The sequence below is a fragment of the Paenibacillus sp. FSL k6-2145 genome (assembly GCF_037976585.1).
Taxonomy (GTDB): domain Bacteria; phylum Bacillota; class Bacilli; order Paenibacillales; family Paenibacillaceae; genus Paenibacillus.
The window spans coordinates 3,889,013-3,901,909 of record NZ_CP150267.1; the positions used below are offsets into that span (position 1 = coordinate 3,889,013).

The 12,897-nt window shown below is 44.3% G+C and carries 15 protein-coding genes; 14 read left to right on the forward strand and 1 reads right to left on the reverse strand.

What is annotated here, in order from left to right; translation table 11 throughout:
* Positions 1-29: 29 nt before the first annotated feature.
* The 7 genes from NZ043_RS17235 to NZ043_RS17265 all read left to right on the forward strand — a co-directional run bounded on the left by NZ043_RS17235 (position 30) and on the right by NZ043_RS17265 (position 5,109).
* Positions 30-1,160 carry an ABC transporter permease gene (locus NZ043_RS17235; protein WP_339308955.1) on the forward strand — a complete coding sequence of 377 codons (1,131 nt, stop codon included), beginning with the start codon at positions 30-32 and terminating at the stop codon, positions 1,158-1,160.
* Positions 1,157-1,834, forward strand: coding sequence for an ABC transporter ATP-binding protein (locus tag NZ043_RS17240; RefSeq protein WP_339308956.1), 678 nt, complete (start codon positions 1,157-1,159; stop codon positions 1,832-1,834). Before NZ043_RS17235 ends, NZ043_RS17240 begins: the two co-directional genes overlap by 4 nt.
* A 164-nt stretch (positions 1,835-1,998) precedes the next feature.
* Positions 1,999-2,559, forward strand: coding sequence for an NUDIX domain-containing protein (locus tag NZ043_RS17245; RefSeq protein ID WP_091033209.1), 561 nt, complete (start codon positions 1,999-2,001; stop codon positions 2,557-2,559).
* A gap of 22 nt (positions 2,560-2,581) precedes the next feature.
* Positions 2,582-3,094, forward strand: coding sequence for a DUF4275 family protein (locus NZ043_RS17250; RefSeq protein WP_339308957.1), 513 nt, complete (start codon positions 2,582-2,584; stop codon positions 3,092-3,094).
* Between the two features lie 58 nt (positions 3,095-3,152).
* Positions 3,153-3,746, forward strand: coding sequence for a DUF4304 domain-containing protein (locus NZ043_RS17255; RefSeq protein ID WP_036610462.1), 594 nt, complete (start codon positions 3,153-3,155; stop codon positions 3,744-3,746).
* A gap of 42 nt (positions 3,747-3,788) precedes the next feature.
* Entirely contained in the window at positions 3,789-4,796 is a 1,008-nt protein-coding gene (locus NZ043_RS17260) for a phosphotransferase (RefSeq protein ID WP_091033205.1), read from the forward strand.
* Between the two features lie 19 nt (positions 4,797-4,815).
* Positions 4,816-5,109: an RNA polymerase alpha subunit C-terminal domain-containing protein gene (locus tag NZ043_RS17265; protein WP_249911376.1), complete on the forward strand. Its 294-nt coding sequence runs from the start codon at positions 4,816-4,818 to the stop codon at positions 5,107-5,109.
* 19 nt (positions 5,110-5,128) lie between these two features.
* On the opposite strand, the gene NZ043_RS17270 is transcribed toward NZ043_RS17265, so the two are convergent.
* Positions 5,129-6,073, reverse strand: a complete 945-nt coding sequence (locus NZ043_RS17270; protein ID WP_249911375.1) for a hypothetical protein — start codon at positions 6,071-6,073, stop codon at positions 5,129-5,131.
* A 354-nt stretch (positions 6,074-6,427) separates the two neighbouring features.
* On the opposite strand from NZ043_RS17270, the gene NZ043_RS17275 reads away from it, so the two are divergent.
* The 7 genes from NZ043_RS17275 (at position 6,428) to NZ043_RS17305 (ending at position 12,776) form a co-directional block, all read left to right on the forward strand.
* Positions 6,428-6,934 (forward strand): DUF2569 domain-containing protein, encoded by a 507-nt coding sequence (locus tag NZ043_RS17275; protein WP_339308958.1) that lies wholly within the window; start codon positions 6,428-6,430, stop codon positions 6,932-6,934.
* Between the two features lie 127 nt (positions 6,935-7,061).
* A complete protein-coding gene (locus tag NZ043_RS17280; protein WP_339308959.1) occupies positions 7,062-7,676 on the forward strand; it encodes a histidine phosphatase family protein in 615 nt (204 codons plus the stop codon).
* A 260-nt stretch (positions 7,677-7,936) separates the two neighbouring features.
* Positions 7,937-8,593 carry a pyridoxal 5'-phosphate synthase gene (locus NZ043_RS17285; RefSeq protein WP_339308960.1) on the forward strand — a complete coding sequence of 219 codons (657 nt, stop codon included), beginning with the start codon at positions 7,937-7,939 and terminating at the stop codon, positions 8,591-8,593.
* An 81-nt stretch (positions 8,594-8,674) separates the two neighbouring features.
* Positions 8,675-9,250 carry a GNAT family protein gene (locus NZ043_RS17290; protein ID WP_339308961.1) on the forward strand — a complete coding sequence of 192 codons (576 nt, stop codon included), beginning with the start codon at positions 8,675-8,677 and terminating at the stop codon, positions 9,248-9,250.
* 333 nt (positions 9,251-9,583) lie between these two features.
* The gene (locus NZ043_RS17295) at positions 9,584-10,540 is read left to right on the forward strand and encodes a radical SAM protein (protein WP_339308962.1); all 957 of its coding nucleotides are present in this window, start codon (positions 9,584-9,586) and stop codon (positions 10,538-10,540) included.
* Between the two features lie 209 nt (positions 10,541-10,749).
* Positions 10,750-11,766 (forward strand): phosphodiester glycosidase family protein, encoded by a 1,017-nt coding sequence (locus NZ043_RS17300; RefSeq protein ID WP_339308963.1) that lies wholly within the window; start codon positions 10,750-10,752, stop codon positions 11,764-11,766.
* Positions 11,763-12,776, forward strand: a complete 1,014-nt coding sequence (locus tag NZ043_RS17305) for a bifunctional glycosyltransferase family 2/GtrA family protein (RefSeq protein WP_091033179.1) — start codon at positions 11,763-11,765, stop codon at positions 12,774-12,776. Before NZ043_RS17300 ends, NZ043_RS17305 begins: the two co-directional genes overlap by 4 nt.
* Positions 12,777-12,897 lie beyond the last annotated feature (121 nt).

The following is a 12,897-nucleotide window of genomic DNA, read 5'->3' on the forward strand; positions in this document are numbered from 1 at the left end:
TTGGGTTATCAAGAGGGAGGTCACAGAACATGTACTTGGCTATTCGGGAAATGAGGTATGCCAAAGGGCGGTATGCCTTAATTGCTACAATCATGGTACTGGTTTCATTTCTGGTACTGTTTGTTACAGGTCTTGCACAGGGGCTGGCGTATGATAACGCAGCTTCGGTCAAAAATATGGCAGCAACCCACTTTGTGCTGGAACAGGATTCGAATCATCGGTTTACCCGGTCACAAGTGGATCAGGATCAGCTTAATCAAGCTCGCTCCGTAGTGGGGCAAGAGAACGCTGAACCACTGGGTGTGAAAATGACAACGGTCAGTCCAACGGGCGACACAAAAAAGATCGATGTCACGCTGTTCATGGTTAATCCCGAAGGTTGGCTTGCTCCAACTGTTACCGAAGGATCTCCGATTACGGATCAGACAAAAGGGCAGGTTGTGGTAGATCATAAGTTGTCTGAATCTGGCGTCACAATTGGCACTGTTCTCGTCGATCAAGCTTCCGGAACGGAGTGGACCGTTGGTGGATTTGTACAAAATGAGTCCTTCAGTCACTCCCCTGTGGTGTTCCTGAATGAACAGGAGTGGCTCGCACTCCAGGGAAGTTCACGAACTACGCAAGGTTCAGCAGATACCAATGCCAATGCTCCGATATACAATGCTATTGCGATTAAGGATGGGGGCGATCAGATAGACCGCCTGAGTGCTGCAATGCCTAATACGGAAATCATCACAAAGTCGGATGCCGTATCGGCTATTCCTGGATATAAGGAAGAACAGGGATCATTGCTCATGATGATCGCATTTTTATATGTCATCTCGGCGTTTGTGCTTGCGGTATTCTTCTATGTCATCACGATTCAGAAAACGAGTCAGTTCGGTATATTAAAAGCCATCGGAACGCGGAATGCTTATCTGGCGGGTAGTGTTTCGTTACAAGTGTTGGTTCTGTCGGTTGGCAGTCTGGTGATTAGCGTACTATTGGTTCGACTGTTTGAGTCCATCTTGCCAGCATCGATGCCGTTTCAATTAGGTTTATCCACCCTCGCACTGACCTGTGTATTATTCATACTCATGTCTATGGCGGGTTCATTGTTCTCGGTGTGGAAGGTTACCAAAATTGATGCACTTGATGCGATTGGGAGGACAGCAGCATGAGAAACCGATTGGTATTGCAGGGAATTACACAGACCTTTGAAGATGGTGGCAGTAAACGGACGATTCTGGACAAGTTGCACCTTGAAGTTGCTGAAGGGGAACTTGTGGCTGTGATGGGGCCTTCCGGCTCGGGCAAAAGTACATTCTTGTCCATTGCAGGCGCACTTCTTGAACCGACGGAAGGACAGGTTTTGCTGGACGGAGCCTCTATTATGGGCAAAAGCAAACAAGATATATCCGATGTACGGCTTCAGCAGCTTGGTTTTATATTTCAAAGTGCCAACCTCATTCCGTATCTGAAAGTAGAAGAACAACTGATGGTGGTCGCAAAGCTCGCCGGAACGGATAAAAATAAGGCGGAGAAACGAGTGGATGAGCTGCTGGATACGGTGGGGTTGACCCATCGGAGGAAGGCATATGCAGAGAAGCTGTCTGGCGGGGAACGTCAGCGGGTCGCCATTGCACGGGCATTGATGAACGATCCGGCTGTTCTGCTCGCGGATGAACCAACAGCCAGTCTGGATGCGGAACGTGGGCTGGATATTGTCTGCATGATTGCACGGCTCGTGAAAGAGCAGGGCAAGAGTGCAGTGATGGTTACGCATGATGAGCGGATTTTGCCGCTCTGTAGCCGGGTTCTTTTTTTGGAAAATGGGAAACTGGTGCAGCATTAGAAGGAGAATGGTCTGAGAGTCTGGAGAGAACACTGATTCAAGGCTTAAGGGCAGAGAGCGTAAGAAGAGGGTCACGTATTCCCCGGTGGGAAGGTGGCCTTCTTTCTGTGTTTTCGACTATAATTGGAAGAATAGTGGAATTAGATAGAGAGGATCGGGTGCGGATGAGTAGCTTGAGTGCGGAACTATTTCCGGCGCTGAGTACGTCAATTCATTGGGGAATTATTGAGGCGGAGTTCAGATTGAACGACATCGTGGATGAAAAGCTGGTGAGTAATATTAGCATCATTCCGTTTGTCGGGGATCAATGTGTTGTCTTCCAACTGGATAATGGAGCCTGGGAGCTGCCTGGGGGTACGCTTGAAGCAGGTGAGCATTACATGGATGGACTGAAGCGTGAACTGATGGAGGAGCTTGGGGCAAAAATGCGGTCCTATCAGATCTTTGGTCAATTCTATTGCACATCCAGTGCTTTGGAACCGTATCGGCCGCATATTCCGCATCCCCATTTTGTACGAATCATCGGATATGGAGATGTTGAACTTGTCGGTGATCCACTGAATCCGGAAGATGGCGAGCAGGTGGTTGCGGTGGAAGTGGTAGAGATTGATAAGGCAATACGAAGATTCCAGGAACAGAACAGGCATGACATTGCAGAAATGTACAAACTGGCTCATATGCTACGAGAAGAAGCTAAACAGTCAGGCAAGGGCCAGGTATTATAATTCCAGATAACTTACGGAGGTAATGATGATTCGAGATAAAATTAACGAGCTGCTGGATGCGTTACCCGAAATGGAACTGAACCGAGCATATTGGGGGGTTGAGCGTATCCATCAGGAATATATGTTCAAGAAGAAATTGCAGGATAAAGGGGTTGTCGTATCCGAACTGTATGAGGAATCCGAAGGGATTGTACAGCAATGGGACAGCGTATTTGCCCATAATATCGATGATGTGGTCAAAGAGTCTATCCATTATAGCCAGTACAAGTGGCATATGTTCAGTTATGAACAACAGAAATGTCTGACACATGATGAAGCACGAGATGCTTTCGATGCCGAGCCGAAAGATGAAGTATATGTGATGTATGAAAGTGGTGGTTGGGTGCTTTTATACGAAAACGCGAATCGGGTCATTGCAGCGGATTTTGATTCGGAGCAGGATATCTATATCTTCGACCGAGCGTTTACATGGACGTACGTGTATACGCACGAATCCATGTGTGGCCCTTATTTTTATAAAATAGAACAAGCATGATTCTGAACAAAAAAGGGTAACAACGAATTAAATAAACTTTGCCTTGGGAGTGATATCAATGCAGGAACTTTTTAAGAAGATCATCAAAACAGACGTCAAACCCGTATTTGCCAAACACGGCTATTCGAAGAAAAATCTGAATTTCTACAAAGCGGATGGAAACCTCGCATATAAGTTCAACATTCAAAGAGCAAAGTATAACACCAGTAGACAAGTCCAGTTTTATGTTAATTGTGGTGTTCATTCCACCGAACTTGCGGAGTTGCATTCCGTTGGATTGAATGGAGACATATTGGAGTTCACATCTCATTTTACCTGCCGAATCAGAGAAATAGCCCCTTCCGCTCCGGCCCACTATACCTTAACGCCTGATATCGATCCAGACGCTTTATCGAAAGAACTGGTGTCACATTTGGAAGAGGGTATGTCATTCTTACACTCGCTAACAGGGGCCAGAGATATAGTCCATTATTATATGGATAAGACAGCGCTACATTTAAGCGAAGTAACCTTCCGTTTCCTGCTAAAAGCCGGCGATACGGAAGAAGCCAAGCATTATTTACAGCAACTGCACGCCAAATACGGAGCCGAAAAGCGCTGGACGATATTAGAAAAGAAATATGCAGCCGTTTTTGCCGAGTACGGAATGTAAGCTTTGCTCCAGACAAATAGCCAAAATGAGAGGGGATAACATATGAACGATACTCAATATAATTTAAATTTTGAGAAACTGTGTAATGAATTACAGCTTGGTGAATTGATCAGTTCGCCCAAACCGATTTCAGGTGGACTTCTTCATCGAATGTACGCCATTGAAACGACGCAAGCTAATTATGCAGTTAAGGCATTGAATCCCCAGATCATGATACGACCTGCTGCTGTGCAAAATTATATTAATTCAGAAAAAATAGCAGACGTGGCAGCTGAACATATCCATGCTCAACCTGCAAAAAGGTTAAAGGGTGCTTCTATACATAACATTGATAATCAATTCTATCTAATATTTGATTGGATTGAGGGTCAATGTTTGAAACAAGATGAAGTTACTATCAATAACAGTTCTCTGATGGGAACGATCCTTGCAGATATCCATAAAACGGATTTTAGACAACTAGAATTGGATAGTCCACAGGCGACTAATTCTAAAAAAATAGATTGGATGTTTTATCTGAACAAAGGAAAAAATGAGAATTCGGAATGGATTGAGATTTTGGATTCTAATATCAATAAGCTGTATGAGTGGAGCATGAAGGCTAAGAATTCATCTTCAATGCTAGCATTCAATAAAGTGATTAGTCACAGAGATCTGGAGCCTAAGAATGTGATGTGGAGACAGGGCATACCTATTATTATAGATTGGGAATCGGCAGGTTATATTAATCCGATGCATGATCTGGTAGAAACAGCTGTGTATTGGTCAGTAGATAGCGCTGGAAGTATAAACAAGGAGAGGTTCTTGGCTTTTATAGCTGGATATGAGAAGAGAGTGGGTAGTCTAACAGCGAATTGGGAAGTGGTTCTGGATAATGGTTTTGCTGGAAAGTTGGACTGGCTCGAGTATAGTCTTAAACGGTCACTGTGGATTGAATGTACGGACGTAGAGGAACAGTTAGTAGGAACATCACAAGTCATTTGGACTTTAGAGGCTTTAAAACAATACGAAAATATGATTTCAGATATTAAGATCTGGTTGAATACTTAAATTAGGGGGAGACACCCAAATGACAAACGATAAAGGAACACTCAGAACATGCGAACAAGGACATTCGTATTATAAAAAAAGTGACTGCCCAACCTGTCCAACGTGCGAAGCTGAACGTAAACCGACAGAGGGATTTCTAGCCTTGTTGTCAGCTCCCGCCAGACGTGCCTTGGAGAATGAAGGGATTACAACACTAATGCAACTTACGGAGTACACGGAGAAAGAAATCCTGATGCTGCATGGAATCGGGCCATCTGCCATGCCTAAACTGCGGAACGCATTGGAAGAAGAGGGATTGTCTTTTAAGAAATAACCCTCTTCAATCCTGTCATTTAATCCAAACCAGAAGCGGATGTAATCTCCTCCATCGTTACCCGATACAACAAGTTACCTTCACTAAGTAGCAGACGATGTTGGCGAAAATCTTGCCGTGCCTGCTTGAAGGGCTGATCATCTTCATTTAGCAAATCAATCTTCTGCCCCTTGCTCAATCTACCGGGTTTCTCCATTTTTTTTAGCACAAACGTCCCATGTTTACCGTACCCCGCATCAAACAAGAAATGATAACCATCCGTACTGAAGCCCGAGGAACCGGAGATGTTTGGATTCATGAATGTAACGTCGGGTTCACTGGTTCCCCCTGAGATACAACCGAGTTCAAAATCGGTATAGAAGTAGAACCAGACCTGCTTCTCATTCACCACATTGAGTGCGTAACAATCTGCAATGTCAGCTGCGCGGTTTTCGTACACTTTATTACCGTGCTCATCCCAGGCCAACAGACCGTTTGATCCAATTGGATCGCTCCATCCGTAGTTACCAAATACCCCTTCATCGAAGTAACTGGTCCAGATCGTTCCCTTCTCTGTGACCTGTACACTTTGGATACCGTCTCCCAACAGAAACTCGCGAAATGTATTTCCGTCCAGATCACACACTTTGGCATTCAGATCAAACTTTTCATTTCCGTAATTCGCACATCGTGCTCCGACGAGCAGCAGATGATCATGTAATGGTTGTACGTAATGATAATTAAACGTCTGCCCCCAGATGACAACTTCCTCGATAGTTTGATCTGTCACAATAAGCACTTTGTACGTATAGCTTTGCTTCAATTTACTTTGGACGAACATACCTCGCTCTCTTTCCGGGATCTGATTCATCAACAACACATAGACAAGGCCATCACCGCCCCACTGGGTGGAAACGATATCGAAGCCCTCGACATAATTTGAAATATCGGCAAAAGGCAGAAGTTTTACTTTAGGATTGGGCATATCCATATCCTCCTTTGTAGTCCAATGCAGAGTCACCACCTGTATCTGTATAGGATTATGACGTACGTGTACTTTGCTGAACATGGCGGAAGTATAGCGAAGGCCTTGTTTGCTTTCACAGTGTATGAGTACGATGTTTTGAAATGGATGTTGCGTCCTTGACACGCGTAGTACAATAAGGAAGTTGTGTAAAATTCTATATAGGAGGAGGGCGGAGAGGTCGCTATAAGAAGAGTGTGAAAATACATACAGCGCACGTGAAGTAACGGAGTGAAGCACCCGTAGATTCAATTGGCAATATTACGAGGAAGACTCATCTCAGAAAAACAAAACTACATAAGGAAGTGTTACAAGGTGGAACCACATATTCATGAGCAAAAAACAGACTACCGTCCACTAGGTGTATCGGGATTGGGTGGTTGGCTGATTCTCATCCAGATTGGCTTATTTGTTACGGTAATTCTACTTGCAGTGCAATTATTTCAGCAGATAATACCCACATTCACAACTGAGACTTGGGAAATGCTAACTTCCAAACAATCAGACTATTATCACCCATTATGGGGTCCAGTACTTGTTTTTGAGATGGTGTACAATACGCTGTTTTTATTATTCAGTGTATATACAATTTTTGCGTTTTATAGCAAGAAAGCAATATTACCCCGTCTTATGATTATCTTTTATGGTCTCAGTCTGATTGTTGGCATTATTGATTATCTATTATTGCTCCAGATTCCGTTAGCAAAAGAATTGGAAGATGGAAGCTCGATCAGAGAAATTGCTAAATCTGTCATCACTTGTGCCATCTGGATTCCTTATTTTATCAAATCCGAGCGAGTTCATAACACATTTGTAAGATAAATGGTAAGCAGGAAATACCCGATCTTGGATAGAAGCTATCTGAGGTCGGGTTTATTTTATATATACCGGGCTAGTCATACAGTCTAAAGGTATATTGTTCATTATAGAAGGAAAAGGAGGAGAGATCTTGAAAATTTACCTGGTAAGGCATGGGATGGATGAGGAAGGGTATCGAGGCGGATGGAGCGAGCGTGGACTCACGGAACAGGGGATCAATCAATCTAAAAGACTGGGAGAACATTTGCATCATCATGCTGAGGAGTACAACATACATACGATCATTAGCAGTGATCTTCCTCGTGCAGTGCAGACTACACGGGAAATTGAGAAACAATTAAACATGCAGGCTAGCTTAATGAAAGATTGGCGGGAGATGAATAACGGAGATTTGGCAGGCATGCTCCATAAGGATGCTGAAGAACATTACCCAGGGGTTTATTTCAACACCCTTGAGATGGATTCACCTTTTCCGGGAGGAGAAAGTCCAAGAGATTTTTATAACCGGATAAGCACATCTTTCGAGAGACTTTTCGAAGGTATGGAGGAACAAACAGTCAAGTCCAATGTTCTGTTAATTACTCACGGCGGAGTGATTAATATTCTGTATTATCTGCTTGGAAATAGGGAGTGGAGTAATAAATCCAGCTTTTATCCCATGGACAACACCAGTGTACATACCGTTGAAAAGGGAAGACATGGTTGGAAACTTAGCAACGCAAATGTGTTAATTCATCTTGATTAGTTGTTTACTATATAAATTGAACTGAACATTTACACAAAACGGAGAGGACAGAAAGGACCTGAAGAAGCGGAGCGTTCGCCTTTATCCCCGGATTTCCCCTTTATAAAAGGAATCAAAAAAATCTGGGGATAACAGCGATCGGAAGGTTGTTCTGTCATCGGAGTGTGCAGTGTAAATATTCTTTAGTTCAATTTATATAGATGCTAGATCATGAGCGGATAAGTCACCTTGATTAGAAAATAGAAGACGGAGGCGATGACATGAGTGATCAATCCATTTCACTGTTACAACATTTGAAGTCTTTATCCGGACCATTTCCAACATGGGATATGGGGCAGTTGCCGGAGCGGCCAGGTAAGCTATTTTTGGATTGGTTGAGAGTGGCGGTTGAGAACGAAGTGAAAGAACCTCATGCCATGACGATCTCGACCGTGGATCAAGATGGTTATCCTGATGCGCGGGTGTTGATTTTGAAAAACGTAATTGACGAAACGTTTTATTTTGCCTCCAGTTCGGAGAGCCGAAAAGGTCAGCAGTTGAAGGAGAACCCTCATGTGGCTCTCACCTTCTACTGGCCTTCCCTTGGAAGACAGATTCGGATAAGGGGAATTGCCGAAGATTGTGGAGATGAAGCGGGCGCTAATGATTTCCGCAAACGTTCAGCTGGAGCGAGAGCAGTTGCCATGACAGGACATCAGAGTGAGGTTTTGGATAGCGAGGAAGTACTGGATCGTTCCATCGAAGCTCAGAAGGAAAAGATAAGACGTGACCCCAGTGTTGTTACACCTCATTGGCGTTTATATGCCGTGAATGCACAAGAGGTAGAATTTTGGCAGGGAGATTCGGAGCGCAAGCATGTACGAGTCCAATATGTAAAGCAAGATGGGCAGTGGAAGACACTCAGATTGTGGCCTTAATTTTAGAAAAGATGAGTTAGGCAATAGTGACCGAACTGCTGTGTGTTTCTTTTTCCTAACAATCTGAGGGAGGATAAATCTATGAAAACGATTGAAAGTTTCTTCGAACCATTTCCGGTGTTGGAAACCGAACGGACGTTACTCCGGCCTCTTACCTATGATGATCTGGATGATATGTATAGTTATTGCGTTGTACCTGCTGTATCGGAGTTCACCACTTGGGACGCGCATCAGAGCATAGAAGATACAAAAGCTTTTTTAAATTTTGTCATGAGTCGCTATGAGACGGATCTAATAGGCCCATGGGGGATTGAAGATAAACACACCAAGAGGCTGATCGGTAGTTGTAACTATCTAGGGTGTGATAGTGATAACAGGAGAGTCGAGCTGGGATATGTGTTATCTGATCAATTTTGGAATCAGGGCTACATGACCGAGGTAGTGAAACGAATCATCCAATTTGGATTTGACGAAGTGGGGCTCGAGCGAATCCAGGCCAGATGTTTGGTGAAAAACACTGGTTCTGCCAAGGTTATGGAGAAGGCAGGCATGCGATTCGAAGGTGTGCTGAGGAAATACATGAGGGTGAAAAATGAACTTCAGGATCTGAAGATGTATGCTATCGTAAAAGATGATTTCTATACTCGTGTTAAATAAAGAACGTGTTATTGAAAGTCGTATGTCATTTATCATGCTGGCGAGCCATGGATTTTCCTATAATCCTGAATTTATCAGTGGTACACAATAAAAGTAGAAATAAGAAAGAGCTTGAATTGCTGCATCAAAAGGTCAAGGTATCGTATTTTATATTGGTAATCCAATAATCATATGCCAAGCTCTGACCCATTCCCGATTATTGAGGAAATGGGTTTTATTTTTGTTTTCAGCAAGCAACGTACATAATGTCATATCGTGAACTGGATGCCTACCGCTATAATCTTCAAGTTATCCAAATGTGGATTGAATGAAGGAACCAGGAGGTACAACGAATTGACGACCAAAAACAGATATAAATCACTCGAACTGGAAACACCCGGCGTATATGAGCTGGAAGGACTTGAGGTGGGAGTGACATCGAACTGCAATTATAAATGTGACTATTGCTGCGCCTACAATCGGGATGATGGAGCGTGCATCGATAGTCAGGAAGTCATCCGTATTATTAGTGAACTTCCTCGTCTCAAGCGAGTGCGATTATCCGGAGGAGAAGTAACACTGAAATACCAGGATTGCCTGGAGATTGTGACGTACTGTGCAGCACATGGCATTGATACACAATTGAATAGTAATGCCAGTCTGCTGACCGAAGAACGGATTCTTGCGTTGCGAGATGCAGGCTTGTCCAACATTCATATCTCGTTCAATTATACGGATGCGGAGTCGTATGCTGCGTACTACCGCGTACATCCTCGCATGTATGAGAGACTGGAGCAGAATATCCGTCTGTGCACGGAGGCCGGTCTGGAGACGGTGCTAGAAACGTTACTGTTTGAAGGTAATCAAGCGAATATGCAGGCCATTAGCGATAAGGTGTATGATCTGGGTGTGCGCATCCATGAGATCCAGAACAGCATTAAGATGCCGCATACGGATTGGAGTCAGGTTGTCTCCAGAGAGTCGCTTATTCGATCTGTAACGGAGCTGATTGAACATAAGAAGCCAGATACAACGCTCTATTTTACCTGTATGGATCGGTTCGCTGAACAGTTGAATTTGCGTGAACAACCCGGTGTGTATTTCTCTAATTGTGTGGATGGCACGAAACAGCTGCACTTGCACGGTAACGGGGATATTCTCATCTGTGAGTTATGCCATCCTGTCGTGATTGGCAACATCTACAACGGAACGTCGTTGAAGGATATCTACGCTCAGCAGCCGCCGGCGTTAACGGAATTTTTGGAAAAGCGGCCTTGTCCCGCATACGATGCTCTTTTTGCAGATGCATAACAGGAAGCTCTGTTGAAGATATGTGATATGTATGTTGAACGAGATATATAAACGATAACAGTGACATTTAGGGTTATATAAACTGAAATCAAGGTGATCTGATTTCCTTACTAGGAAAACGGGTGGCCTTTTTTGATATGGTTTCAGATTCATTTAAGCTACCCGGCCTAATATGGCCTTAAGAACTTAGATGAAGAGGTGAGCTTTACATGATGAAGATCTATGAGAAACCAACCCGGAAAGACCCAAATAAACGACCGATCTCCCCAAGAAAGCGCAGATGGCTCATTAGCACACTTGTCATCGTGCTTGCGGTAGGTGGAATCCTGTACAGCTTGGCTGACCGTTACCTGATCCGGCATGTGCAGGTGGTTGTAGCGGATGAGAACACGGCAACGGCTACAACAGGCAGCGCCACCAATGATTCTACCAGCAGTTCGACCACCGCAACTGAAGTGAATGCAACGTCAGATGATTGGAATTATTCGAGTGATGATATGAAGGTCAATATTGAAAAGGTACAGACAGGATCTGGCTCAGATCAGATTACGTATTATGTCGCTGATGTTCAGCTAACAGATGCAAGCAGCCTGCGAACCGCGCTGGCGGACAATAGCTTTGGAACGAACATTACCGAGAATACGTCAGAGATTGCCGCTGCCAATAATGCGATTTTTGCCATTAACGGTGATTATTACGGATTCCGTGATGATGGTGTCATTATTCGAAATGGAACACTGTATCGGGACAGCCCCACGCGGGATGCACTTGCCCTGTTCAATGACGGAACGATGAAAACCTACAACGAGAACGAAATTTCTTCCTCGGAACTGCTGGCCGAAGGTGCAACCAATACGTTATCCTTTGGACCGATTCTGATCCAGGATGGCGAGATTGTCAGTGATTTTAGCAGTGTGAAAATCGATAACAACTTTGGCAACCGCTCCATTCAGGATGCGAATCCAAGAACTGCGATCGGCATGATTGCTCCGAATCATTACGTCTTCGTGGTGGTGGACGGACGGCAGGACGACAGTCGTGGCATGACCTTGGCAGAACTGGCGGATGTCATGAAAGGCCTTGGAGCAACCGAAGCCTACAATCTGGACGGCGGCGGTTCATCCACGATGTATTTTATGGGCAGAGTCGTCAATAATCCGCTAGGGCGTAACCAGGAACGTGGCGTAAGTGACATTTTATATCTGACGGAGGGACAAGGATCATGACGATATTAATTCCATCATATGAACCCGATGTGCGTTTACTAAATCTTGTTCTGCAGTTACAGACATTTAAACTTGGACCCATTGTGATTGTGGATGATGGCAGTGGACCCGGTTACCGTGGCATTTTTGAAACGGCAGAAGCCTATGGCTGTACGGTCCTGACACATCCCGTCAATCTGGGTAAGGGGAGGGCTTTAAAGACGGGCTTTCAGTATATTAAGGAGTTTGGACCACAGGGCGGTGTGGTGTGCGCAGATAGTGACGGACAGCATCTGCCACATGATATTAAGCGTATCTTCGAAGTACTTCTTGCACAAACGACACCAGGAATTGTACTCGGCAGCCGTCGCTTCAGTGGTAAAATTCCAGCACGTAGCCGTTTTGGCAACACCGTCACACGGGCGGTCTTTTCGCTCACGACAGGTACCAAAGTATATGACACGCAGACGGGTCTACGCGGTTTTCCTTACTCCATGCTGGACTGGTTGAACCAGATTCCCGGGGATCGGTTTGAATACGAGATGAACATGCTGTTAACGGCACACAAGGAAGGGTATGAGATTACGGAGGAGTTTATTGATACGGTGTATTTGGATCACAATGAGTCCTCCCATTTCCGCCCGCTGGTTGATTCATTCCGGATCTATATGCCAATCCTGATGTTCAGCACATCTTCGGTGCTGTCTGCTCTGATTGATTTTGGACTATTATTTGTTATTCAGTATTTCACACACAATCTGTTTCTGTCGGTTGTTGCAGCAAGACTATGCAGCTCCATCTTCAACTATACGATTAATCGGAAGTATGTATTTTCCGCTGGACGAACCTCGAAGGTTCGGCAGTCTTTGCCCAAATATTTCTCACTTGTCTTGCTGGTGCTGTTATTAAACTATGGTTTATTGTACTTTTATAATGAAAAACTGATTATTCCACTGCTCGCAGCCAAATTATTGACCGAGGTATCGATCTTTGTATTCAGCTATTGGGCGCAGCGCAGATTTGTCTATTAACACAGAGAGAGTGGGCATATAGCTTGCTCTCTTTTTTTCAATCCAAACCGTTTCAAAAGAATATCCTGTGCTTCTTGGTTAACAAAAAAGGTCGAGAACAGGGGGAAACATACCCTTGTTC

Bases quoted from the DNA above. Each gene is read 5' to 3' on its own strand.
- NZ043_RS17305 (WP_091033179.1), top strand. From the start codon at position 11,763: ATGACGATATTAATTCCATCATATGAACCCGATGTGCGTTTACTAAAT.
- NZ043_RS17270 (WP_249911375.1), bottom strand. From the start codon at position 6,073: ATGCCCAATCCTAAAGTAAAACTTCTGCCTTTTGCCGATATTTCAAAT.
- NZ043_RS17235 (WP_339308955.1), top strand. From the start codon at position 30: ATGTACTTGGCTATTCGGGAAATGAGGTATGCCAAAGGGCGGTATGCC.
- NZ043_RS17290 (WP_339308961.1), top strand. From the start codon at position 8,675: ATGAAAACGATTGAAAGTTTCTTCGAACCATTTCCGGTGTTGGAAACC.
- NZ043_RS17300 (WP_339308963.1), top strand. From the start codon at position 10,750: ATGATGAAGATCTATGAGAAACCAACCCGGAAAGACCCAAATAAACGA.
- NZ043_RS17250 (WP_339308957.1), top strand. From the start codon at position 2,582: ATGATGATTCGAGATAAAATTAACGAGCTGCTGGATGCGTTACCCGAA.
- NZ043_RS17265 (WP_249911376.1), top strand. From the start codon at position 4,816: ATGACAAACGATAAAGGAACACTCAGAACATGCGAACAAGGACATTCG.
- NZ043_RS17240 (WP_339308956.1), top strand. From the start codon at position 1,157: ATGAGAAACCGATTGGTATTGCAGGGAATTACACAGACCTTTGAAGAT.
- NZ043_RS17255 (WP_036610462.1), top strand. From the start codon at position 3,153: ATGCAGGAACTTTTTAAGAAGATCATCAAAACAGACGTCAAACCCGTA.
- NZ043_RS17285 (WP_339308960.1), top strand. From the start codon at position 7,937: ATGAGTGATCAATCCATTTCACTGTTACAACATTTGAAGTCTTTATCC.
- NZ043_RS17260 (WP_091033205.1), top strand. From the start codon at position 3,789: ATGAACGATACTCAATATAATTTAAATTTTGAGAAACTGTGTAATGAA.
- NZ043_RS17245 (WP_091033209.1), top strand. From the start codon at position 1,999: ATGAGTAGCTTGAGTGCGGAACTATTTCCGGCGCTGAGTACGTCAATT.